The organism is Ruegeria sp. BHSC043 (assembly GCF_059612985.1).
In genome coordinates, this window is the sequence record NZ_JBXWRS010000001.1 from 633,760 (window position 1) to 658,038 (window position 24,279).

Consider the following 24,279-nt stretch of genomic DNA (forward strand, 5'->3'; position numbering starts at 1 on the left):
TCAGAGACGATCTAGCAAGCACAACTAGGCCACGGTTCTAACGCCAGTCTCAGTTCCGTATTTTCGCGGGGTCGCTTTGGGCGGATTTTCCCTGATAACAGGGAGTTTACAGCGAATTTCGGCATTTTTGGCGGAATTTCCTGATTTTGTCTTTGTGATAATGGCGTGATATCAATGATTTACGCCCCAAATTCCCTAAACTGTGGAACAGGGAAATTTTTTCACGGTAACAGGGAAGTTCTGCGCCGGAACAGGGACGTCACACCGGGTATCAGGGAAGCCGGAATTTTGGAGAGTTTCAGAAGCCGAAGATGCGCTCCTGCTCCGCCCAATCCAGCGGGTGGGTGACGCTGACCAGGCGCTTGAGGGTAAGCTCCGGCGGCTGGCTGCCGTCGAGAATCGCGGCGTGGATCTTCGGCGACAGGAAGGCGAGTTGGGCGCGGGTGCGGATGAAGGAGGCGGGCACCTGTTCCTCGCGCGCAATGTTGACCAGCTGGACGCCACTTTTCAGATTGCGGACCCAGCCATGGGCGCGGACCAGCATGGAGCGGAGATGCGGATCCGGGTGAGGCTGCACATCGCCGGCGATGATCTTGGCTTCGACGCCGCGGCGTCGCAGGTCGAAAGGCGCTTCGATTCTGAGCAGGTCCGGGTTCAGATCGTCTGGCGAATGGCCAAGCGCGCTTGCCAGGGCCTTGCCGTCCAGGTCGAGGCAGATCCGCCCGCGCTTGAGCGTGCCAGAGGCAAGCAGGCCGGCGCAAATCGTTCCGCCGGTGTCGCGGAGCCGGGTGGCCAGTTCTGCGACCGCGGACTTGATTACAGATGCGGACCCGGCCTCGGGCCGCGCGAGGATCCGGTGCGATGCGGATGCCTCCTGCAGATGTGTGATCACGATGTTGCTAACCGCCGTCTCCAATGCTGGTCCTGACAATCGCCAACCGGTGGGATCCGTGCCCCCGGAGATCAGCCTGTTGGAGACGTAGTAGCGTAGCCGTCGGCCCTTGCGGGTGGTGTGGGTCGGGGTGAGCCAATCGCCGGTGTCATCTCGCAGCTTGCCGGTCAGCCAGGCGCCGGGGGCCGTCCCTCTGGATGGAGTATCGGGTGAGGGTTGCGCGCGGGACCGTTTTGAGGCTTGCCGCATCCTCTCCTGCACCCGTTCCCACAGGTCCTCGTCGACGATCGCCGGGTGCTGGCCGGGCCAGAGCTTGTCCTTGTGGCGGATCTGGCCGCGATAGACCGGGTTGCGCAGCAGGTAGTAGATCTGGCCGCGCGACAGCAGGCGATTGCCCCTAACGGTGCCATCAGCTCGGACAACCCGTTTCGAGCGCAATCCCTCGGCAGCGGCCCGCTCCGCCACCCGGCGCAGGCAGCGCAGTTCCGCGTAGAGATCAAAGAGGCGCCGGACGGTGCTGGCCTCTTCCTGGTTCACCACCAGCGTGCGGGCTTTGGGATCAGGGTGGCGGTCGAAACCCAAGGGCAGGTTGCCGCCCATCCAGAGGCCTTTCTTCTTGGAGGCGGCGATCTTGTCGCGGATGCGCTCGGCCGTCACCTCGCGTTCGAACTGGGCAAAGGACAGCAGCACGTTCAGGGTCAGTCGACCCATGGATGACGAGGTGTTGAAGGACTGCGTCACCGAGACGAAGGAGCAGTTGGCCTGTTCGAGCCGCTCGACGAGCTTGGCGAAGTCGGTGAGTGAGCGGGTCAACCGGTCGATCTTGTAGACCACCACCATGTCGATGCGCCCGGCATCGATCTCTTCCAGAAGCCGCTGCAGGGCAGGGCGTTCGAGCGTGCCGCCGGAGAGGCCGCCATCGTCGTATCGCTGCGGCAGCAGTGACCAGCCCTCGTGACGCTGGCTAGAGACATAGGCGGCGCAGGCCTCGTGTTGCGCATCCAGCGAGTTGAAGTCCTGGTCCAGCCCGTCCTCGGAGGACTTGCGGGTGTAGATGGCGCAGCGGACTTTGCGACGCGGGCTCATCTGGCGCCCTTTCCAGTGAGACCGAAGAAACGGGGGCCGGACCAGTGCGCCCCGGTGATCTCGCGGGCGATGGCCGAAAGCGAGCGGTAGGACCGCCCGTTCCAGGCAAAGCCGTCCTCGGTGACATCGACCACATGGGTCACCCCGTTCCATTCGCGCAGCAGGCGTCCCCCGGGTTTGAGGGCCGGGGGCGTCGGCCGTGGCTTTTGGTCCGCCCCCTTGTCCAGCGCGGCCGTCACCTTCCGGGACAGCCCGCCGTGACGGCGGGCCTGCAGTTCGAAGGCGAGGAAGCGGCGTAGGAAGGGCTGGCTCAGCATTGCCGGGGCAGGGCGGTCGAACAGCTGCTGCCAGAGCAACAGCAAGCCCTTCCGATCCATCGCTTCCAGCTCGGCAATTTCCGCTGGGAAGGTCATGCCTGCGCCTCCGCCTCGGCAACGAGGTGGTAAGTGGCCGGCGCGCCCGGTTTATCCGATGCTCGGCGTTCGATCGTTGCGCCTTTCTTGCGCAACATGCTGAGGGCGGCCCGGGCCGAGTGTTGCTGCCAGCCGGTGGCCTTGCAGATGTCCGCGAGGCTGGCACCTGCGGGGCGGCGAAGCAGGGTTTGCACCCTATCGGTCTTGGTGTGTTTGGTTTTGGGCATGTCTGGTCTCTTCGTGTTCAGGGGGGCGGGATGCCGTGCCCCGGTACCGAGGTGAGCCCGAACATGTCGGGCGTGGGACCAGTGATGCGTGGTTCGCACCGGTAGTCCAGCCTGAATCCGCTGGCGCTAACGAAGAATCTTGGGTGTCTTAACGCACTGGAAAAAAACAAAAACTTGATTCTTTCTGGTTGGGTGGTTATATTCGGTGTGCCTCACGCAGGACCTTCAAATCCTGCCAGAAGCACACACCGGGCCCGAGCGCCCAAAGGGAGCATCGAAAGAGGCAATGAACCGGATCGCTGGATCCGGGGAGTTGCTGTTCGTGCTCTCTCCGAATTCCCCGAAGCGGTCCATTCGATCCCCGGCTGTTGCGACAGCCCAGATGAATGGAGGCGCGCATGCGTACCCAATCCCAACCCCGCGATGCCGCAGCATCGACCGCCCCTGTCTGGATGGCCGAAAAGGTTGTGCAGACGCCGATTGCAGACCTCAAGCCTTACGCCAAGAACAATCGCGTTCACACGGTAAAGAGCATCGACAAGCTGAAAGCCTCGGTACGACAGTTCGGCTTCGTCACCCCGATCCTGGTCGACGGCGACGGCGTGATCATTGCCGGTCATGGCCGGTTCGAGGCAGCGAAGGCGCTTGGCCTCACCACGGTACCGACCGTGGTGGCCGGTCACCTGAGCCCGGCCGAGGTGCGCGCCCTGCGCATCGCCGACAATAGGCTCGCGGAACTGTCCGACTGGAACCAGGCGGCGCTGCAGATCGAGTTTGCCGAGCTGATGGACCTGAGCCTGGATGGCGAGCTGGAGTTCGGTCTCGACATCACCGGCTTCGAGGTGGCGGAGATCGACCTCCTCATCAGCGGTGCCGGTGACACGGATGCGCGTCAGCCGGAAACCGTTGAAGAGCCGAACCCGGCACAAGTCGCCATCACCCGGCCCGGCGACATCTGGCTGCTCGGGGATCACCGCATCCTCTGCGGCAATGCATTGGAAGCGGACGGCTATGCCTCTGTGCTGGATGGTGATGTGCCGCGCATGGTCTTCACCGACCCGCCCTACAATGTGCCGGTGCAGGGGCATGTGCGCTTGGGCAAGGATGGCAGCCACCGCGAGTTCGCCATGGCCTCGGGCGAGATGACCGACACGGAGTTCCGCAGCTTTCTCCAGACGTTCCTGACCCATGTCGTGGCCAATCTGCCTGCAGGCGGCATCGCCATGGTCTGCATGGACTGGCGCCACATCGAGGACCTGATCGCAATGGGTAAGGCCGGCGGTCTCGACCTCATCAATCTCTGCGTCTGGAACAAGACCAATGGCGGCATGGGCAGCCTCTACCGCTCCAAGCACGAGATGGTTTGCATCTTCAAGAAGCCGGGTGCGCGGCACATCAACAACGTGGAGCTGGGCAAGCATGGCCGCAACCGCACCAATGTCTGGGACTATGCCGGGGTCAACAGCTTCGGCAAGGGGCGCGAGGCCGATTTGGCCGATCACCCCACGGTCAAGCCGACGGCGCTGGTGGCGGACGCGATCATGGATGTGAGCCATCGTGGTGACGTGGTGCTCGATGCCTTCGGCGGGTCCGGCGCCACGTTGCTGGCGGCCGAGAAGACCGGGCGCCGGGCGCGGCTGATCGAGTTGGACCCGGCTTACGTCGATGTCGCCATCCGTCGCTGGCAGGAGATGACGGGTGAACATGTCGTGCATGCGGTCACCGGCGAGACCTTTGACGGCCGGGCTGCTCAGGCAAATGCCGTCGTGGAAAAGGAGGTCCGCCATGTCTGATGACGAAAAGGACCACGAGGTGGGATATGGCGAGCCGCCGAAACACACGCGGTTCAAGAAAGGCCAGTCGGGCAATCCGAAAGGGCGGCCGAAAGGTGCCAGGGGGTTGGGTGCCAGCCTCAAGCGGGAGCTTGAATCGAAAATCACGGTCCGCGAGGGCAACCGCGAGATCCGGATCACCAAGGCGGAAGCCATGGCCAAGCGGCTGGCGGCCAGTGCCTTGAAGGGAGATTCGAAGGCGCTGTTGGCCCTTCTGAAGCTTGATGCGGACCTGTTTGGCGACAGCGAGGCTCACGATACTGAGGCTGGTCTCTCGGGCAGGCCCGAGCCGGTAGACTATGACATCCTCCGGGATTTCTTCTCCTCCCCGCAAGCGGGTCAAGAGGATGTCGAGGACCAGGAGGATGATTATGACGGTACCTGAACCGCGCATGGTTCGGCAGGCCGCCATCAATCTCTGCCGGGACAACTTCTTCCCGTTCGTGTGGAGGGTGTTCGACACCCTCCATCACGGGCCTAATGGTACGTTTGAGCCGGCTTGGCATGTGCGCGCGATGTGCCATGCGCTGGACGAAGTGCGCAGTGGCGAGAACAAGCGGCTGGTGATCAACATTCCGCCCCGCTGCCTGAAATCCGTAACCGTGGCGGTTTCCTACGTGGCCTTTCTGCTGGGACACCATCCGGGCGCCAAGATCATCGTGGCCAGCTATGGCCTTGATCTCGCCCGCAAGCATTCCGAGGATTGCCGGCGGGTGATGTCGTCGCGCTGGTACCGCGAGATGTTCCCCGGGACTCGGCTGGCGAAAAAGGGCAATACCGTGGAAGAAATCCGCACCACCGCGGGCGGCAGTCGCAAGGCGGTGTCCATCGGCAGTTCGGTGACCGGCCATGGCGCCGACTACATCATCATCGATGATCTCCTGAAGGCCGGGGACGCCAATTCCGAGGCGGAACTGATCCGGGCGCAGGAGTTCATCGAAGGCACGTTGCTGTCTCGCTTCGACAATCCGGCGGAGGGCAGGGTGGTGATGATCGCCCAGCGGCTGCACGAGATGGACCCACCGGGCTACCTCCTTGACAAGGGCACCTACCGGCACCTGAACCTGCCGGCCATCGCGGAAGAAAACGAGGTCATACCGATCGGGCGCGGGCAAGTGCATCGGCGCAGGCCGGGGGACCTGCTGTTCCCGGAAAGGCTAGACCGGGAGACACTCGATCGCATGCGCCGTGAAATGGGCACGGCGATCTTCAACTGCCAGTACCAGCAGAACCCGATCGCACCAGACGGATCTCCGCTGCGCTGGGAGTGGTTTGGCACCTTTGACGAGGTCCTGCCGCGGCACCACTATCACCTGGTCGTCCAGAGTTGGGATACCGGCACCTCATCAGATCCGCGGTCGGACTATTCCGTCTGCACGACCTGGGGGTTCCTGCCGCCTCACTGGCATCTGCTCGATCTCTGGCGCGGGCAACTGGACTACCCCGAACTGAAATCGAAGGTGCTGGCCCTGGTTGGGCAATGGGATCCTGAAAAGGTTCTGATCGAGGATGCCGCGACCGGTCGGCCGTTGTTCCAGGAGTTGTTCCAGGATGACAAGCGCTTCAAACGGGTGACCCCCGACAAGGACAAGGAGATCCGCTTCAACGCGGCCTGTGCCCCGGTGGAGGAGGGCAAGGTGTGTCTGCCGGCAGACTCCCCTTGGCTGGCAACCTTCAAGCGCGAGCTGCAGTCCTTCCCACGCGGACGGAACGATGACCAGGTCGACAGCTTCAGCCAGTTCCTGAACTGGTCAAAGGGCAACGGCTTCTATCGCGCCCTCGGTCGGGAACACCCGATCAACGTCGCGCGGCGTGAACAGAACCAAACGCGCGTGAGGCGGCGGTAACGCCGCCGTCCCGACAATTCGAATCCCTTCCGTTCCGCCACTTGCCCCCGAGAAAGCGTTCTCCCCATCCGGTTGCGGCCGGATTTTTCCGTTGTTTTAGAGGGTTATGCGGATGGGGCTGTTCACTTTGCCCGGCGTGAGGCGGCCGAGATCGGTCTCTCAGGGCCGATATTCTCTGAACCAATTGACTGCGCCGATTTGGTGAATTTTTTGCAAAGCACTGAAATCAAGCCATTATTTGGTAACGCAACCTAAACACTTCGATGTCGGATGCATTTGGCGAGATGGAACGGAACCCGAACCTTCGCATGCTATCATGCTTTGCTCCCGCCTGAGGACTCTCCGGCCTCAAGAAAAAGGCGTTTGATATCATCGACAGTGAAGGGCGGGTTTCTTCGATGGGCGACGGAATGGCAATTTGGACAGAGCGGAACGAGGTCCTCTTTCGGATTGATCACGTAATCTCTACCCAACTGGCTGACCGGCACGACGTGATGGACCTCGATGTACCCATCCACTTGAGGGCCGTATGTTCTTCCGAAATTTATGCCGCACGCAAGGCACGCATTACCGCGTATCGCAAGCGCAGCAGCTCGGTTGCGCCTACGCCACGGCAGCGGGATGGCTTCCGTCCGTCAGGAGGTCTGCGATATCTCGTCATCGCGAACCCGGAAGAAGATCGCGTAAAGCGTGGGTACGACGATCAACGTCAGGATGGTTGCAAAGCTCAGGCCACAAATGATGACGACTGCCAGAGACTCGAAAAACGGATCCCAGAGCAGAGGCATGACGCCCAGAACCGTCGTCAGTACGCCAAGAGACACCGGGCGCACACGCGAAACGGCGGAATCCACGACTGCCTGAAGTCTGGGTTTGCCGTCTCCTATCTGGGTGTCGGTCTCGTCGATCAGAACGATGGCATTCTTAATCAACATACCCGTCAACGACAGCACGCCCAATATGGCCATGAACTCCAGCGGCGTCCTTGTAAGCGCCAGCCCCCAGACCACCCCGATCAGGGCCAGCGGTACGGTCAGCCAGATGATCAGGGGTTGGCGGAAGGCGTTGAACAGTATGACCACGACGATGATCATGGCGCCAAACCCCAACGGCATCGTCGATGCCAACCCATCGTTGGCGTCCTGCGAGTCACCGTACTCGCCGCGCCACTCAAGGGAATATCCGCTTGGCATCTCGATGTCCTCGACCAGAGGCCGGACCTTGGCGAAAAGATCGCCCGACAGTTCGTCAGGGGCGTTGTCCGCCTGGGCGGTGATAGAGAGCCGCCGGTCGATGCGGCGCAGATTTCCGGATTCGAAGACCAACTCGAAACGGGTCACGACCTGAGAGATCGGGATGTAGCCACCGGCTACCTGGCTGAAGACCTGGATGTTGCGCAAATCGCCGATATCATCGCGGGCGTCTTCAAACGGGCGCATGACAATGGCCAGCAGGTCATCGCCTTCCCTGTAGATGCCGATATCGGCCCCGTTCAGATGCGCATAGATCGCCCGGGAAATCTCGCCCTGGGTCAGCCCAAGGCGTCGGGCGTTTTCCGTGTTGATGATCGGGCGGATGACCTGCACCTGTTCGCGCCAGTCGTCCTTGATCGCGATGCCGCCCTGCTCGGAGAAGACCTTTTTGGCTTCTTCAGCGAGCGACCGCAGCACGACCGGATCGGTTCCGGTGAACCGGGCTTCGATCTTTGAACCTCCGCCGGGTCCAAGCACGAACTTCCAGACCTTCGAGTAGGCCTCGGGATAGGTATGATCGATCCACGCCTGTATCTGGGGCTGGAGGTCGTCGATCTGCCGGTAGTCTTCGACGTCGACCAGAATCTGGCCGTATGCCGTATTCGCATCCTCGCTGGTGTAGACCAGCATGAACCGTAGATGGCCGCCTCCGACCGACAGGTTGGTAGAGGTCACGCCATCCAGGCTGCGGATGTGCTGGTCGATTTCCTTCAGATCCTGGCTGGTTCTGGTGATGTCCGTCCCTTCAGGCAGGTTGTAGTCCACGACGAACTGCGCCCGGGTGCTGTTGGGGAAGAAACCCGGCGGTACGAGGGCTATACCGACCACGGCAGAGGCGAACAGCGCGACAACCAGCACGACCGTGATGTAGCGGGCCCGGATCGCCAGGGCCAGAACTGTCCGGTATCCGCGCAGGATGGCGTTCTCCTTCGGTGCCGCGGTTTCGCTGGGCTTCAGCAGAAGCGTGCAGAAATACGGGGTCAGCCAGATCGCGACCAGCCATGAGAACAACAACGAGATCGATATCGTCCAGAACAGGCTGCCTGCATACTCACCGGTGTTGTCCGGTGAAAAGCCGATGGGCGAAAACGCCAGAAGTCCCACGACGGTTCCGCCAAGCAGCGGCCATTTCGTCTGGTTGACCACCGCAATCGCCGCATCTTTCGTGTCTTCGCCTCGCTGCACGCGGACCAGGGTACCTTCGACGACGACAATTGCGTTGTCGACCAGCATGCCAAGCGCAATGATCAGCGCGCCAAGGGAAATCCGCTGCATGTCCAGGCCGTACAGGTACATGCCTGCCAAGGTGCCTGCGACGGTAACAAGCAGGATGCCCCCCATCAGGATCCCCGACCGCAACCCCATGAAGACGAGCAGCGTACCGACGACGATGACAAGTGCCAGAACCACGTTCATCACGAAGTCGTCGACGGAATCCTTGACCGAAGCGGACTGGTCCGAGATCGGAAGAATTTCGATGCCGACCGGACGGGCGGATTCAAGCTCGGCAATACGTGCCTTCACGGCGTCGCCCATGTTCACGACATTGCCGCCAAGCGTGTTCGAGATGCCGATTCCGATGGCAGGCTGAGCGTCGCGAAAAAGCTGTCGACGGGGCGGATCAACATAGCCGCGCGACACCACGGCGATGTCCGAAAGCCGGAAAGACGCCCCTGTACCCGGCGCCGTGATGACAAGATCCTCGATCGACTGGATCGACTCCACGGCCGCCGTGGGGCGGATCTCGATCCTGCGGGAATCCGACTCGATGGAGCCACCGGGAATGACTAGGTTCTGCCCCTCCAGAACCTGCTGGATCTGCTGTGGTGTCAACCCGAGTTCGACCAGCCGGGCCGGTGAGTATTCTACATAGATGACCTCATCCTGTGTCCCGCTCAGCACGACCTTGGACACGCCCTCGACGGCGACCAGTTCCCGCTGAAGGTCCTTTGCGTAGTCGCGCAGTTCGGCAATGGTGTAGCCATCACCGACAATTGCGAAATACAGCGCGAACACATCGCCGAAGTCGTCGTAGACCTGAGTCGGAAGGGCGTTGGGCGGCAGATCTGGCTGCACGTCCAAGATTTTTGCGCGCATCTGCGCGAACCGTTCGTAGAGCGTGGGGAAGTCCGGTGTGGTCGGGATCGTGAATTCGACCGTAACGGTACTGACCCCCGGCGACGACACCGAGCGCACTTCTTTCACGCCCTGCAGTTCCTGCAATGCGTTTTCGACAACTTCGGTGACCTCTTCCGCCACTTCCTCGGCGGTTGCACCGGGATACGGGGTGATGATCTGCGCCTGCCGGATGATGAACTCGGGGTCCTCGAACCGAGGTAGGGTCATGTACGCGAAGTAACCGGCGATCAGGATAAGGATTGTGGACAGCGCCGAGATAACGCGCTTTTCGACTGCGAAACGGGCAAGATCCATGGCTTAGTCGCCGATCTTCGAAATGGGGCGGATCGCCATGCCTTCCTGAAGACCACTCAGTCCTGCGGTCACAACCACGGCCCCGGCCTCGAGCCCGGTATTGATGACGACGCCGCCTTCCGACACGTCGCCAAGCTCGACAGGCTGGCGTGACACCGTGTTGTCGCTGGTGTCGACGCGCCACACGAACGTGGATCCGTCCGGGCTGGAAGCCAGGGCGGAGAGCGGGACAGTCATTTGAGGCGCCTGCTGACGGTTGGCGCGCGAAATGACCCGCGCGACCATCCCCGGTAGGACGATCATCCCGTCAGGTGGCGTGACGGACAATCGACCCCGGTAGGTTTGGGTCGCGGCGTCTGCCTGAGTTGTGAACTCGACCAGTTCTGCAGGGACTTCGACGTCGGGCATCGACTCGAAGATGACGACGCTGGTGACGTTCTCTATGTCGAGACCCGACATGGCAATGATGTCCGCGCCCGGAAGATCGAAGCCGACTTCCACGGTCGAAAGGTTCTGAAGCAGGGCGATCGCCTCGCCTGCCTGAACGTTGCGGAAGTTCTCGACAAACCGGCTGGAAATGGTGCCGCTGAACGGTGCCCGCAACGTGGTGTCGGACAGGTTGTCACGAGCGCTTTGAACCTGGGCTTCGAGCCCGCGCAACTGGGCTTCGGCAGCAAGAATTTCTTCGGGGCGTCCACCGCTGCGGCCAATGGCCAACTGTTCCTGCTGTGATCTGAGTTCCGCCTGAGCCACGCGATAGGCCGCCAACCGCTGTTCGAACTGCGAGGCCGGCGCGACGCCGCGTTCGACCAGTCGCTGAGTCCTTTCAAAATCATCCCGAGCCTGATCAAGCTGAGCTTGTGCCGCTGCAACGGCGGCTTCGAGGGCGGCGATCTCTTCGGGTCGGGCACCGACGCGAAGCACGATGAGTTGTGCCTTTGCCTGGTCCATCTGGCTTTCCAGCCGCCGCACCTCGGCCTCGAAATCGCGGGTATCCAACTTTGCGACGACGTCACCTTGCGCTATGCTCATGGAGGCCCTGATCGGCAATTCCACGATCCGCCCGCTGACCCGAAAGGACAGCTCCACCTCCTGAGAGGGGTACACTATCGCGGGATAGGAACGTTGATACAACGTGTCGGTTTCAACAACCGTGTACACCTTTGCCGGACGTGCCGAACCGGTGCTTTCCTGTGCTTCAAGCACTGAGCCCTGTGCGAAGAAAACCAGTGCAGAGAAGAGGCTTAAGCTTTTGATATGCATCGCAATCCCTCGATAAGACATCGGCGGAACCGCAAGCTGCATTTCCGTTTAGACCAACGTTTTCCATCCCAATCTGCCCGCGCAGACCATACTTGACAAGCGACGCTGAGCCAAAATGGCTCAGTGTCTCGCGCACCTTGTGACCGGACATAGTACCAAACATACTCATGTCCGCCGAGGCGACGCGATCCGAACTGCAAGACCAGTCCAAAGGCCTGGGGGAAGAGCCACCAAACTGGGGGCAGGGAGGCCTCAAGGCTTGGGTGTGCTGCGGGGCTTAGACCTCGGGATCGCAAGCTTTTTTGTTGTGTTTTGGCCTTTGGAGTAGAGCCCCTGCCTTGGAAACCGGTCGATAAAATCGAACTTGGCGCCGCGCAGTCCAGTTCTTTTGCTGACGCGGCAATAGCGCGTGCAGACGCGAGTGCGGAAAAGCTGATCGGAGTGATCAGGCTTTCCGCCGCGCTGATCATTGGGCTTACGATTGTTGTCCTGACGGTTTCGGCTAACATCCTTTCCGAGGGTGAAGCGGGCGATGTGCTGCTGGCCGCGTGGATCGTGTTTTCGTATTTTCTGATCGGTGTTGCGTCTATCTCGGTCGTGCAACTCGGCTACTACAGGCTTTGGATGTCTTGGGCGTTCGGTATCGCGGACATAAGCATCGTGCTGTGCAACCTGCATTTCGGCGCCCGGATTCACTCTGCCGGATCGGTCGTGGCCTTCGCGGCGCCAGCGACGTTCTTCCTGTTTGTCGTGCTGGTCTCGCAGTTGATCCGGATTCGACCGGTGTTGCAGGTGACATTGACGCTTTGCCTCGTGTCTGGTCTGTTCTTCGTCACTTTGGTTGGAATGGAAGACAGTCTGTCTGACGCGGACATCGTCTACCTCACCAAGAACCACTCTCCCATGAGCAATGCGGTCCGGTTCCTTTTGGTCGTTCTGATCGGGATCATCTGTATCCTTGTCGTGTGGCGCGCCCGCAGGCTGGCCTATGAGGTGGCCCAACAAAAAGAGCGGGAGCGCAACGCGACGCGGTTTCTCTCCCCTGAACTTGCAGGAAACCTCAGCGACAGAAAACTGGACGAACTGCGCCAGGGAAGGGTAGTCTGGATCGTGGTCATGTTTGTCGACATCCGGGGGTTCACCGAGATATCCGAGGCCATCGGCGCCCATGCGACTACTGAACTGCTGACCGAATTCAGGTCCCGTATCGAGAGGGAAGTTACCGAGCACGACGGCGTCATCGACAAGTTCATCGGCGACGGCGCGATGATCGTGTTCGGCCTGAACGAGTCAATGGAGCGGGCAGCGCAACACGCGTTGAAAGCCGCAGAAGGCATATCCGCCACGGTGTCACGATGGTCGGAAGAACGCGAAGGCGCCGGGCGAACCAGGATCAACGTTGTCATGTCGCTTCATGCCGGAACCGCTGTCGCAGGCGCGATTGGCGACGCGCACTACTTGGAGTTCGGGGTCTTTGGCAGCGTCGTGAACGAGGCTTCACGGATCGAGACCTTTGCCAAGCAGCGAAACCTGCAAGTGGCCGTGTCAGATGCGGTTTTGTCTGCGGCAGGAGCGGACGCCGCAGACTGGGTGGAGTTTCCTCCGAAGAAGCTGCGAGGCCGAAGCGAGCCGATCAGGCTTTTTGGGTTGTCGAATGCAGAAATGCAGAAACGGGATCGGGCAAAGGCGTCCGGGCCCGAAATTTGATCGGCTTTCGGAATGGCCATAGTCTGCAAGCTACCGTAGACGAATACAGGACTAGAAAAGATGCGCAAATGTCCCTGAACAAACAACTTGTGACCCTGCGGTCGGTTTTTGTCGCGATGGCGTCCATTCAGCTGGCGACGGCAGCCGCAGGCACGCTTGTGCCTCTTGCTTTTGCCCAGTCCGGCGCGTCGCAGGAAGCAGCTTCGTTTGCCGCGTCGGCCTACTCGGCCGGTTTTCTGGTCGGGTGTTTTGTCGTCGCCAAGTCGATCGCGGATATCGGGCACATTCGCGCATTTGCGGCGGGCGCAGCGATAACAACCGCCGCTATCCTGTTGTTTTCGCAGGTCGACAGTGTTTCGTTTCTCATTCTTCTGCGTTTCCTGATGGGGCTCGCCACGGCGGGCCTGTTTTCCATCGGGGATGCCTGGATCAACGAAACGGCCGAGAAGTCCTCGCGGGGCAGGGTGCTGGCCATCTACGCAATTGTTGTCGGCATTGTTTCGGTTCTCAGCCAAGCCGTTGTCATTCTCGTCCCGGAAGAAAGTGACGATGCCTTCGTTCTCGTGGCCTTGATCTACTGTTTCTCTACCGTGGTCATTGCCTCCACCCGAACGAACCCGCCAGACCCCGGCTCCAAGGCCAAGGTTCGTATCAGAGGGCTGTTACAGGACGCGCCTGCAGCTGTCTTCGGGGTGATCGCCATGGGAATGGTGTCCACCACGATCCTGAGTGTGGCGCCTTACAGCGCCTCTCAACTGGGTATCAAGGTCTACGACATTGCCTACATTATCGGCGCGATCTACCTGGGGAGGGTCCTGTTCCAGTACCCGCTTGGCAGCCTGTCCGACAAAGTGGACCGGCGTGTGGTGATCTTCATCACGTCATCCATATGCGCAGCGGTGCTGTTGGCCATGGCTCTACTGGCCGACGCGCAGCCCGTTGAAATCGAGTTCGACTATCTTTCGCCGGGCTACCTTGTTCTGATGATCCTGATGGTTCTTCTCGGTGGCAGCCTTCTGACCATGTATTCTCTGCTGACAGCACACGCGATGGACAGAACGGTCCCTGTCTATGTTTCGGCCGCTGCGGTGACCATGCTGTTTGTCTGGACCTTGGGGTCGATCGCAGGGCCCATCATCACAAGCGTCTTCACGGGATTTTTTGGCGACAATGCAATGCACTGGGTGAACTTGGCGGTCATGTCCAGTTTCGTCGTCTACCTCGGGTTCCACATCCGGTCCTCCGAACCGGTGTCCCATGCCGAGCAGACCTCCCACACCGATCTCGTGCCGTCGAGCACCGAGATGGTGCCGTCAAAGAAGAGATGAGAATGCACCCCGAAACCCAGAAACTCCACCGGAGGCATAGATGAGAATTCTGGTCATCGTTGTTGTTTCCCTGACACTGTCCGCGTGCGGAACCACTATATCGCGAGATCCTGTCACCATCAGAGAGCTTGAAGCCCCGCAGGTTCCAGGTATCAAAAATGCCCGCTTCTGGGCCGACGACACGCCATACAACATCAACGAACTTCTGACCGAGCGGCAGCAGCAGGCGCGAGCGGCCGGACTGCCGGACCGGCAAACCGTCCTTACGTTGTCTGGCGGGGCAGAAAACGGCGCCTATGCCGCGGGTATCCTGACGGCGTGGAGCGAAGCTGGAACCCGCCCGCAATTCATAACCGTGACCGGCGTGTCGACGGGCGCCCTGGCCGCGCCGTTCGCCTTTCTGGGGTCCGACTACGACGACGAACTCAAACGAATTTATGGCGGCCTGCCGCCGGAGCAGATCTTTGAGCGCCGTCCGATCACTCAGATATTTTCCCAGGCGTCCGTGAAGAGCTCGGGACCGCTTCGGCGGTTGCTGGAAGAGTATATTACGGACGAATTCTTGAACGAAATCGCAGTGCAACACCGCCTGGGTCGCCGTTTACTGATCCAGACGGTCAGCCTGGACGCCCAACGCCCGGTGCTATGGGATCTTGGTCGGATTGCCGCAAGTGGTGCTCCGAACGCGCGGAAGGTTTTTCAGGATGCGTTGATGGCATCCGCAGCAATGCCCGGTGTGTTCCCACCGGTATTGATCGATGTCGAAACACCGTTGGGAATTCGTGACGAGCTTCATGTCGATGGTGGCGTAGTTTCGCAATCCATGTTTGTTCCCGGATGGCGCATACCCAGCCGGTTTGCGGGCGGGACCACGTTGTATGCAATCAGGAACGGCAAGATTGATCCCGAGGCCGAGATCACAAAGCCCGGTATCGCCGATATCTCGAAACGCTCGCTCGCCACTCTCATCAAGTATCAAGGCGCGGTCGATCTGGGCGTGGCCTACGCCATCGGGCAGCGCCAGGGCGTCAGGTACAATGCCACGTGGATCGGCCCGGATTTCAACGCGCCTTTGAATGAACCCTTCGATCCGGAATACATGCAGGCCTTGTTTGACTATGGCTACATGCGTTTCAAGTCTGGAACGGTTTGGAACAGAAAGCCACCTGGATGACGCCAGTGAACCTTAGAAAATGTTGGGCCGAAGCACCGTGAATCCCGAAGCCACCTTGGTCTTCGTTCTGATCGCGGTTGCCGGTGCGATGGTGGCCAGCAACCGGGTCAGGTAAGATCTGGTCGCCCTGATCGTCGTGATCGCGCTTATCCTTTCCGGCATATTGGCGTCTGGCCAGGCGATGTCGGGATTTGGCAGCCCGGTCGTGATCATGGTGGCCGCGCTTCTGATCATTGGTGAAATGCTGGATCGCACGGGTATTGCGCACAGCATCGGAAACCTGATCCTGCGCTACGGGGGTAACAGCGAGACTCGATTGCTTGTTTTCCTCATGGTCGGTGCCGGCATTCTGGGATCTGTCATGAGTTCTACGGCCATCGTGGCGATTTTCGTCCCTATCATCCTGCGCATTGCCGCCAAAACCGGTCTCCATCAGTCGCGCCTGCTGCTTCCGATGTCATATGCAGCTTTGATCAGTGGAATGCTGACCTTGATCGCGACGGCACCCAACCTCGTCGTCAGTGATACCTTGCAGGAGGGTGGATACGAGCCGCTCGGCTTCTTCAGCTTTTTCCCGATCGGGCTGTTTGTTCTAGTGGTCGCGATCCTTTACAGCCTTACGATTGCGCGGCCCATGCTGGCCGGAGACGACGCCGCGGTCGAGGCTGAACGACCGAGCGAAGGCACGGCGTCACGGCGGGCGTCGTCCCTGAAACTGCTCGAGACTTTCGCGCTACTCGACAAGTTTTACCTCGTTTCGGTGGTTCACAAACCTCAATCCGACCTCCGCTCGATCTTCAGTGGGATAAACGCGCGCGTTCTGGCGCGCAAGCGACCGCCGAAACGCAAGGCGGACGCCTTCGTTCCAGAAATGGAACTGATGACGAGGGACGCCTGTTGGTTGTCGGGGAACCGGCAGAGCTTGCCATACTGTCGGATCAATCCGCATTTCGCGTTGTCGGCGTGATCGAGGAAGAGACCACGGAATGGGGCACAGGCGTGGCATTGGCCGACATGCTTGTCCATCCGGAGGCCCGGATCATTGGGCGCACGGTCTCGGAATACGCATTTCGCGATATCCACGGTGTCGATGTCATTGGTGTGCTTCGGGGCGAAGACCGTCTGGACGACCCGTTTCGTACCGAACTCAAGGCCGGTGACCGGAGCCTGATCGCCGGACCGGTGAGTAACATCGACGCCTTCGCCGAATTGAACCATGATTTCGTGCTGTTGCACTTGCCAACCGAGCGCGAATATGTCCCGCTGGTCCCGGACAAATACCTGAGTTCCCTGGCCATTCTGGTCATGATGGTTGTCCTCAGCGTCTCTGGCCTGGTGCCGGTGGTTGTGGCCGTCTTGCTGGCGGCCATCGCAGCAGTTCTGTTTCGCACCATTTCGCCCGAACGTGCCTACGGGGCGATCCACTGGAGCAGCATCGTTCTGATCGCAGGCATGCTGCCCCTTGCCGATGCCTTGCAGGTCACCGGTGGCGCGGACCTTGTTGCAGACGCGCTGATTTCTTTCGTGGGGGACGGTTCGCCAAGGGCAATGATGGGAATGCTGTTCTTCCTGACAGCGGCCCAGGGGCTGGTCCTGTCCAATACCGCGACCTCAGTTCTGGTCGCACCGATTTCCGTGACCGCCGCCGAGACCATGGGAGTGTCGCCGTATCCATTCGTCATATGTGTCCTGCTGGCAGCGTCTTCGGCCTTTTCCACCCCGGTGTCGACGCCGGTGGTCACACTGGTCGTGGCACCGGGCGGCTACAGGTTTGCCGACTTCCTGAAAATCGGTTTGCCGCTGACCGTTCTTGTGGGTGTGATTGCTGTCGCGATCACACCAGTGTTCTTCCCGCTGTAGGTCAGAACCCTCCGAACGCGCCGGCAAGAAGAATGATGGCGACCAGCGCGAGGAACGGAATGACGACCGCAGTCACAAAGATATCGAAGTAGCTGTCCTTGTGAGTCAGTTTCGCGATCGCGAGAACCGTGATGACGGCCCCGTTATGGGGCAGCGCGTCCAAGGCGCCGGAAGAGACCGAAGTCACACGGTGCATGGCCTCCAACGAGGTGCCCGAGCTGTCCGCCATGGTACGGAAAGTGTCGCCGAGCGCGTCCAGCGCTATGCTCATCCCGCCCGAGGCGGACCCCGTCATGGCCGACAGGGTCGTGACCGACATCGCAACCGAAACCAGCGGGTTTCCCCCGCTGGCAGACATCAGGGCTTCGGTTACCAGGGCGAAAGCGGGCAGGGCGGCGACCACACCACCGAAACCCACCAGGCTGGCCGTGTTAAAGATCGGCAGCACTGACGCATCCGCCCCCTTGTTGAGCGTTTCGCGCAGGTCCCGGTATTGCCGCCAGTTCACCGCAATCAAGAACAGGATGGATGTGGTCAGCGCAACCACGATTGCCCAGACACCACCCACGGCTTCGACCGAGGTTTCCCCAAAAAGTGGCTTGGCCAGATAGTCGGTGTCGAGATGGGGAAGCAGAAAGGACACGAAGAGCAGGTTCACCGCCACCACGATCACGATGGGCGCCGTGGCGAGGATGATCCCCGGTGGGGTCAGGTCAGGATCGGCGGGGTCAATCTCGTTTACATCAAACCCTTCGTTTGACGTTTGCGCCCGCATGATGCTGTCAGGCTCGGGCACGGCGTCCTCGTGGGCGCCGTATCCTTCTGCGCTTGTTCTCGCCGACCGCTCGCGGAAATTGAGCCAGGCAATACCCAGGCCGAACATGATGATCGCGGCGAAGATGCCCAACCCGGGCGCGGCAAAGGCAGTGGTGCCGAAGTACGGCATCGGAATGGCATTCTGGATGGCGGGAGTGCCCGGCATCGCTGACATGGTGAAAGTGAATGCCCCCAAGGCGATCGCGCCTGGAATCAACCGTTTGGGCACGTCCGCATCACGAAACAACGCTGCGGCGATGGGAAAGATGGCAAAGGCCACCACGAAAAGCGACACCCCGCCATACGTCAGAACCGCACAGCAGATGACCACGGACAGGATCGCGTTGCCCTTGCCAAGCTTTGCGACGATCCATCGCGCAATCGCGTTTGCGGACCCGCTGTCGTCCATGAGCTTGCCGAAGATGGCCCCCAGAAAGAACAGGGGAAAGAAGGCAAAGATGAAGTCGGCCGCGTTCATCATGAAAACCTGGGTATAGGCCGCGATGGGCGGTAACCCACCGGTCAGGATCGCCGCAAGCAAGGCCATCAAAGGCGCCAGGATGAGCAACGTGATGCCTTTGAAGGCAAGGTACATCAGAAGGATCAGGGGCAGCAGGATGCCCAGCAATTCGTAACTCACAACGGCAGCTTTCGTTTGGTCCCCGGTTCAAGGTGCGCCGGTTCAAGGCTTTCTTCCCACAGCGGCTGTGGCGTCCATGTCGATTGTACGCCGATATGGGCGGCATTCTCGTCCAGCCAATCCGACGCAGCCTTGTGCCCAATGTCGAACAGGTGGCGCAGAAACGCCTCCTCGGCGTTCAGCTTGCTGGATGCGCCAAGGCCACAGAGATCGCGTTCGGCGCCGATGACGTGAAGTCGCGAATCCCTGTAGGCCTCGCGGTCGAGGTTCTCATGGTGGATGATCTCCCATAGGAAACCGAGCGCCCGCAGCTCTTTGACAAGGCTGCTGTTGAACGTGATTTCGTTGAGTCGGTTGTCAATCTCGGCGGCCGTCGTAGGAATCTCGTCCCGCTCGAACGGATTGATTTGGACAAGAATGACGTCGCGGGCCGTGGTTTCGTCAATGAGGGGAAAAAGCGGCGGGTTGCCCATGTATCCGCCATCCCAATAGGCTTCGCCGTCGATCTCCACAGCCTTGAACAGTTTTGGAAGGCAGGCCGATGCCATGACCGTGTCGACGCTGATGTCCGGTTGCCGAAAAATCTTGGGGCGCCCGGTCCGCACATTCGTTGCGCACAAGAAAAGCTTGATGTCCTCGGATCCGTTGACTAGGTCGAAGTCAAAGCACTTTGCCACGATGTCCCGCAGCGGGTTCACGTTGGCCGGGTTCAGTTGATAGGGCGAAAGCAACCGCCCGAAAATCTCGGAAGCAAGATAGGTCGGAGAATAGTCCAGCGACCAGCGACCCAAAAACCTGTCCAGCGGACCGCGTCGGATCGGGCTGAGCCGTGCAGCCCGGCTTACGTCCATCCAGTATTTCTCAAGCAGTTCCTGCGCGCGCGGGTTTCCACCCTCGAGGAGCCCTTGAACCAAAGCGACGGCATTCATCGCCCCGGCGCTGGTCCCCGAGACGCCCTGGATGTCAAGCCAGTCCTCTTCCAGAAGCCTGCTCAGCACGCCCCAGGTAAAGGCCCCGTGGGAACCGCCGCCCTGCAACGCGATGTCTACCTTCACCGCAGCCCTTTGTTCACTTGCCATGGTTTGTATCTCTGATTTCTGCGCTGTGGACGCGGCAATGCCGCCAGTATCGTTGCGATGATTGCTGTGCCTGGAGCTTTCATTGAACGGGTAGAATAGGTGACAAGGCTACAGGATGGGATGAAAAAAAGATCTGGCGGCCTGGCAGTCTGGCGCCAAAACAGCCGGGAAAGTGCTTGAATGCCCGAAAGCGCGGCATCTGGCAACGCTCTGGCAAGGGCCAGTCCGCTGTCGGTGAAAAACCTCGGACTTGCCCGAACCGGGTTTGCTTTATGGGATCGCTTACCTCAGAAACGGTACCAAGCATCGCGGTCAAACCTTCTCTGGTGTCGCCATAGGTGCCGGTAAGGGTAAACTCCATGTTGTTTCCGATCTGCTTGTAGATGCCAAACCGACCGGCCCATTCCTCATGCTCCATACCGATGTTGAAGTTCAGGTTGGGGCCACCCGGAATGGGAATGGTTCCGGCCATCTGGCTGTCGAGCTTGAGCCAGTCGGCACCGATCATCACGCGCAGGCGATGCCGCGGAAAATAGTATCCGATCTGGGGCGCAATCAAGTGTGATGTCGCTTTTGTGCCGGCTTCTTCGGTTGTTGTGGTCAACACTGTTCCGGTGACCGAGGCGAAGTAGTTGCGCCAGCCCCCCGCGAGCGTTGCGCCGCCACCGACCACAGTGGAATTGATGTCGATTTGTTCTTCGATGATTGGAGGCAGCCCAACCAGCTGACCAAGACCGGTCGTCCGGATCTTCAGGCTTCCGGTGGCTTCCAGCTTGCCAAAAAGGCCCATTAGGTTCAGGAATGGAAACGGAAACCAGTCGATCCGGACTTGGGGTGATTTCGCGTGGATGTCGATGCCTGACCCGTTGGGGTTGAAGATTGCCTCGATCGGCTCGCGTATCCCATTGATTTCAAAGCTTGAGAAAGTGAACCTTGTTGTGATGTCGTTGTACATCACGCTGACGCCGAACGGCTTGGGAAACTCGTAGCCGGCCGCCCTGGCCTGCCTGCCGAAGATCGGGAATGTCCGGTCAATGTTCACCCGCACCGGATTGTTGAACGAGGCGAGGTCCACGCGTCTCAGAGCTGCGGCACTTTTGGGTGTTACGTCGTTTCCGTCCTCATCGACATAGCTGATCGCAGTTGTCCGAACCGTCGTGACAAACTGCCCGCCATTTGGCACCAGGCCGAGGAACAAATCTCTTGCCACGATCACGTTGACCGAATCCTGGATAACATCTGTTTCGTTCTTCGCCCGAGAGAAACGGACATCCAGCGTGTAGTCTGACACGCGGGTGCCGTCGTGCAGGAAGGTGCGGCCTTCATCTAGCGTCAGAACAATCCGGGTTACGCGGTCGCCATCCACCCAGATCCGCCCCTGTAGGAAGCGGATCCACGCGATGTCTTGCGCCAGCGCAAACGGGCTGTAGCGAAACGTGTAGACGGCGGTTGACCCGTTGGAGGATTCCAGCCGGACGCTTTCAGGGTCGTATGACAGATCCAGCGATCTGATTTCGTGCTGAAGCCGCATCCTGGCTTCCAGGACACTGCGAAACCGGCGGGTCGAGGCGGTCGTCGGGGTCGGCTTGTCGAACTTCAGGACCAGATCGATCCCCGACGGGGTTCTGGGATCGAATTCAATCAACACGCGATCGCTAAGGGTTTCTTCCGCGGTACGGATCTCGATTTCGGCAAACCGGGTATAGCGCAGATCCGTTGACAATTCGGAAACCATAAGTTCCAGTGTCTTGGGATCGATCCCGCGGTCGGTTAGAGGATCGGCATTCGCGATCGCGGCGACACCGATGGCAAAGACCACAAGTGCTACGTTCGAGATCCAGCGCTTCAACATAGGAGTTGTCCTGGTTGTGTGTGCATTTGAAGGACGGGGTCGAACGGATCGCACATCGTTTGAAAGCCGATTGTCACTGCTATCGACGTCCTCTGGTTCAACGGGTTCCGACCGGGTTCTAGGGTCAAAAAACTCATGCCTTGGAAGAGAGACCTTTCCTCAACTGCAAGTATTGCTAAGGGACAAAACCTTGTCGCAAAAGTCCTGGGCCATTTTGGCTCACTTCGATTTGGACAAATCAAAGCCACCACCCATTATCAAAGCGCGTGCGAGGTCAAATCAGGGCGACAGTTTTTAGTAAACCAGTGCTGTGCACCGGGTTCTTGAGAGGTGGTTCAATTGCCAAACTACGATCAGAAGGGGGCCGTGGAGCACTTTCCCGATGGCGGAGTGCAATGCGCCGGCTCGGCTGGGACAGACGCCACGCACATGGTTGACGGCCCGATCGGCGCCTAGGTTCGGACGACGCATTCAGGAGCGGGGAAAGTGCAGGATCTACCATTCTGGAAAGCGGTTCTGATCACGCTTGGTGTTTTGGTCGCGGCCGGAAGCTATTTTTTTGTCACGTCGTTGTTTGGTCTCAAAAATCCCTGGATCGCCTTTGTTGCGGTCACCGTCTGGAGCGCCACCGGCATGAAATTGGATCAGGCGCCCGGGATCTTCGTCGGCGGTGCGGTTGGGCTTCTGATCTCCTGGTCGATTGCGGAGTTTCCTGCGCTTTTCGGCGATATCGCGGTGATCGTCCCGCTGATTGCAATCATTCTGGCCATTGCGTGCAAGATCAAGGACATGCTGCCGCTGGTCTGCAATTTCGGGCTTTTCGCCTTCCTGACCATCGGCACGGCGCCAGTCCTGTTGGAGCAGGACATGCATCTGATCTACCTGAGGGATCTGGCATTCGGCGCAGTTTGCTTCTGGTTGTTGCCATGGTTGGTCGTACGGCTGCGACCTGACCCCGCGGGACCGGAACGTTGAGGCTGCAACCACGTGAGGTCGGTCACGGGTAGTTTTCGATCGGCACGGAAAACATGGAGGATTTGAAAAATGGGACGCTGTAATAGCCGGGTGGCCTTTGTAACGGGCGCGAGCCGGGGGATCGGCAAGGCAATCGCCATGCGGCTGGCCTCGGAAGGGGCATCGGTGGTCTTGAACGCACCCGTGATGGGGGAAGAAGACGGCCTGCCGGGAACGCTCGAATCCGCCGTGGCGGATATCGAGGCAATGGGCGGCAAGGCGGCCGCGATTGCGTGCGACCTGGCGGACCCCGAGGCGCGTGCCGGGTTGATGGATCGGGCAAGCGCCTTCTTCGGACCCATCGACATTCTGGTGAACAACGCCGCCTACGGAATCATGAAGTCGCTCACCGAGATCGAAAACAGCGAGATGACCTTCATGTTCGAATTGAACGTCATCGCCCCGGTGGACCTTGCCCGGCAATGTCTGCCGGAAATGAAGAAGCGGGGGGCGGGGTGGATCCTGAACATCGGAAGCGGTTCGGCCCGGGTCGATGAACTTCCTGGTCGGGCGGGCATTCCAATCGAGGCGACGTATTCCATGGGCGGTTACGGAACGACCAAGGCCGCGCTGGACCGCGCGACTTTGGCCCTTGCCCGCGAGCTTCAACCACATGGCATTTTCGTCAATTCGATGCGCCCGACGGCCATCGTTCTGACCTCGGGGGCCGGCTTTACCCGGATGATCGCGAAGACCAATCCCGACATGCTGGAACCGGTCGAGGTGATGTCCGAAGGCGCGCTGGAGCTGTGCACGGGAAGGCATGCGGGTCGGGTGATCGCGAGCCGCGAAATCATCTTCTACGTCGGCGGCAAGGTTCACAGCCTGGACGGGAAGAAGGTCATCGGCGATGCCTTCTTGTTGGGCGACCCTGAAGGCACCACCGACTGACTACCGGCATTGATGATTCCGCTCCCGTAGCAAGCTTGCGGCTTCGGGACCTGCGGGCGGGCGGCAGTCTTGGTTGCTCATGCCCCGGAAAACACCGGCGGCGTCAAAAGATGCCGTTCTCTGCTTTCTTGATGACGGGCCACCACACGTGGTTCTCCAACATCTCGAAGTTAGCCGCTTCGGGGCCGAACCCTTGTTTGAACACCTTGAGCAGTTCCTTGTTCAGGTGGACCCCGCCGTGAACGTAATCGGCGATCGCCCGATGAAAGCTGGAGTTGAACGCAACCTGCATCTGGTTGATCTGCACACCGTGCTCGGTCCGCTCAATCGCGTTTCCCGCGTCCAGAAGGTCCAGCTGACGGCGGACAGATGTCTGGGGCATGTTGGTGTAGGTGGCCAGCGCCCGGGTGCTCCATGGCTGACGATGCACCAACAAGGCCTGGTGAACGCGTTGCAGGGGTTCGGGGTAGTTGAACCAGTCGAACGTGATTTTCCACCTTCGCCAGAGGCGCAGCTGGTCACGTTCGTCGTCGATGTAGTCAAGTTCCATCCGGAGCATTCCAAGCTGAAGCAGAGCGATACGCAAATAAGTGATTGCCGAAACATCAAATGTCAAACTGGCATAGCGAGTTCGGGGATCAAGCCGGCGCGCCGGCAGGAGAAATTTTGGTG

20 protein-coding genes are annotated in these 24,279 nt (G+C 60.0%); 10 read left to right on the plus strand and 10 right to left on the minus strand.

Translation table 11 applies throughout. From position 1 onward, the window contains the following. Positions 1–298: 298 nt before the first annotated feature. The 3 genes from AC2FMM_RS03130 to AC2FMM_RS03140 are packed head-to-tail and all read right to left on the minus strand — an operon-like array spanning position 299 to position 2,618. Positions 299–1,978, minus strand: coding sequence for a recombinase family protein (locus AC2FMM_RS03130; protein ID WP_496795771.1), 1,680 nt, complete (start codon positions 1,976–1,978; stop codon positions 299–301). Then, entirely contained in the window at positions 1,975–2,391 is a 417-nt protein-coding gene (locus AC2FMM_RS03135) for a DUF2924 domain-containing protein (protein WP_496742773.1), read from the minus strand. The genes AC2FMM_RS03130 and AC2FMM_RS03135 overlap by 4 nt, the downstream gene beginning before the upstream one ends. Continuing rightward, complete coding sequence (locus AC2FMM_RS03140; protein ID WP_170404272.1) at positions 2,388–2,618, minus strand: DUF3489 domain-containing protein; 231 nt, start codon at positions 2,616–2,618, stop codon at positions 2,388–2,390. Before AC2FMM_RS03140 ends, AC2FMM_RS03135 begins: the two co-directional genes overlap by 4 nt. A 398-nt stretch (positions 2,619–3,016) precedes the next feature. Here AC2FMM_RS03140 and AC2FMM_RS03145 point away from each other — a divergent pair, with 398 nt between their 5' ends. The 3 genes from AC2FMM_RS03145 to terL are packed head-to-tail and all read left to right on the plus strand — an operon-like array spanning position 3,017 to position 6,297. Further along, complete coding sequence (locus AC2FMM_RS03145; RefSeq protein ID WP_496795772.1) at positions 3,017–4,411, plus strand: site-specific DNA-methyltransferase; 1,395 nt, start codon at positions 3,017–3,019, stop codon at positions 4,409–4,411. Next, positions 4,404–4,835, plus strand: coding sequence for a DUF5681 domain-containing protein (locus AC2FMM_RS03150; RefSeq protein ID WP_496795773.1), 432 nt, complete (start codon positions 4,404–4,406; stop codon positions 4,833–4,835). Before AC2FMM_RS03145 ends, AC2FMM_RS03150 begins: the two co-directional genes overlap by 8 nt. Next, on the plus strand, positions 4,822–6,297 hold the full coding sequence (terL, locus tag AC2FMM_RS03155) for a phage terminase large subunit (RefSeq protein ID WP_496795774.1): 1,476 nt from the start codon (positions 4,822–4,824) through the stop codon (positions 6,295–6,297). The genes AC2FMM_RS03150 and terL overlap by 14 nt, the downstream gene beginning before the upstream one ends. Positions 6,298–6,611: 314 nt before the next feature. On the opposite strand, the gene AC2FMM_RS03160 is transcribed toward terL, so the two are convergent. The 3 genes from AC2FMM_RS03160 to AC2FMM_RS03170 are packed head-to-tail and all read right to left on the minus strand — an operon-like array spanning position 6,612 to position 11,246. Continuing rightward, positions 6,612–6,920 (minus strand): HNH endonuclease, encoded by a 309-nt coding sequence (locus tag AC2FMM_RS03160; RefSeq protein ID WP_496795957.1) that lies wholly within the window; start codon positions 6,918–6,920, stop codon positions 6,612–6,614. Between the two features lie 12 nt (positions 6,921–6,932). Continuing rightward, positions 6,933–9,983 (minus strand): efflux RND transporter permease subunit, encoded by a 3,051-nt coding sequence (locus tag AC2FMM_RS03165; protein WP_170340456.1) that lies wholly within the window; start codon positions 9,981–9,983, stop codon positions 6,933–6,935. A gap of 3 nt (positions 9,984–9,986) precedes the next feature. Then, entirely contained in the window at positions 9,987–11,246 is a 1,260-nt protein-coding gene (locus AC2FMM_RS03170) for an efflux RND transporter periplasmic adaptor subunit (RefSeq protein ID WP_170368199.1), read from the minus strand. 312 nt (positions 11,247–11,558) lie between these two features. On the opposite strand from AC2FMM_RS03170, the gene AC2FMM_RS03175 reads away from it, so the two are divergent. From AC2FMM_RS03175 to AC2FMM_RS03195, 5 genes are all read left to right on the plus strand, one after another. Continuing rightward, positions 11,559–12,953 (plus strand): adenylate/guanylate cyclase domain-containing protein, encoded by a 1,395-nt coding sequence (locus tag AC2FMM_RS03175; RefSeq protein ID WP_496795775.1) that lies wholly within the window; start codon positions 11,559–11,561, stop codon positions 12,951–12,953. Between the two features lie 68 nt (positions 12,954–13,021). After that, positions 13,022–14,281 (plus strand): MFS transporter, encoded by a 1,260-nt coding sequence (locus tag AC2FMM_RS03180; RefSeq protein WP_496795776.1) that lies wholly within the window; start codon positions 13,022–13,024, stop codon positions 14,279–14,281. A 40-nt stretch (positions 14,282–14,321) separates the two neighbouring features. Then, a complete protein-coding gene (locus AC2FMM_RS03185) occupies positions 14,322–15,455 on the plus strand; it encodes a patatin-like phospholipase family protein (protein ID WP_496795777.1) in 1,134 nt (377 codons plus the stop codon). Positions 15,456–15,582: 127 nt separating this feature from the next. Beyond that, on the plus strand, positions 15,583–16,422 hold the full coding sequence (locus AC2FMM_RS03190; RefSeq protein WP_261391906.1) for an SLC13 family permease: 840 nt from the start codon (positions 15,583–15,585) through the stop codon (positions 16,420–16,422). After that, positions 16,353–17,315, plus strand: a complete 963-nt coding sequence (locus tag AC2FMM_RS03195) for an SLC13 family permease (RefSeq protein WP_496795778.1) — start codon at positions 16,353–16,355, stop codon at positions 17,313–17,315. The genes AC2FMM_RS03190 and AC2FMM_RS03195 overlap by 70 nt, the downstream gene beginning before the upstream one ends. Position 17,316: 1 nt before the next feature. Here the strand turns inward: AC2FMM_RS03195 and AC2FMM_RS03200 are convergent, their stop codons facing one another. The 3 genes from AC2FMM_RS03200 to AC2FMM_RS03210 all read right to left on the minus strand — a co-directional run bounded on the left by AC2FMM_RS03200 (position 17,317) and on the right by AC2FMM_RS03210 (position 21,702). Then, complete coding sequence (locus AC2FMM_RS03200; RefSeq protein WP_315901672.1) at positions 17,317–18,771, minus strand: GntP family permease; 1,455 nt, start codon at positions 18,769–18,771, stop codon at positions 17,317–17,319. Then, a complete protein-coding gene (locus tag AC2FMM_RS03205; RefSeq protein ID WP_170368202.1) occupies positions 18,768–19,850 on the minus strand; it encodes a patatin-like phospholipase family protein in 1,083 nt (360 codons plus the stop codon). Before AC2FMM_RS03205 ends, AC2FMM_RS03200 begins: the two co-directional genes overlap by 4 nt. Positions 19,851–19,929: 79 nt before the next feature. After that, positions 19,930–21,702, minus strand: coding sequence for a hypothetical protein (locus tag AC2FMM_RS03210; RefSeq protein WP_170462261.1), 1,773 nt, complete (start codon positions 21,700–21,702; stop codon positions 19,930–19,932). Positions 21,703–22,236: 534 nt separating this feature from the next. Here AC2FMM_RS03210 and AC2FMM_RS03215 point away from each other — a divergent pair. Both AC2FMM_RS03215 and AC2FMM_RS03220 read left to right on the plus strand, forming a co-directional pair. Continuing rightward, complete coding sequence (locus AC2FMM_RS03215) at positions 22,237–22,677, plus strand: hypothetical protein (RefSeq protein ID WP_496795779.1); 441 nt, start codon at positions 22,237–22,239, stop codon at positions 22,675–22,677. 69 nt (positions 22,678–22,746) lie between these two features. Beyond that, positions 22,747–23,607 carry an SDR family NAD(P)-dependent oxidoreductase gene (locus tag AC2FMM_RS03220; protein ID WP_170340473.1) on the plus strand — a complete coding sequence of 287 codons (861 nt, stop codon included), beginning with the start codon at positions 22,747–22,749 and terminating at the stop codon, positions 23,605–23,607. Positions 23,608–23,710: 103 nt separating this feature from the next. Here the strand turns inward: AC2FMM_RS03220 and AC2FMM_RS03225 are convergent, their stop codons facing one another. Further along, on the minus strand, positions 23,711–24,157 hold the full coding sequence (locus AC2FMM_RS03225) for a hypothetical protein (RefSeq protein WP_496795780.1): 447 nt from the start codon (positions 24,155–24,157) through the stop codon (positions 23,711–23,713). Between the last annotated feature and the right edge of the window lie 122 nt (positions 24,158–24,279).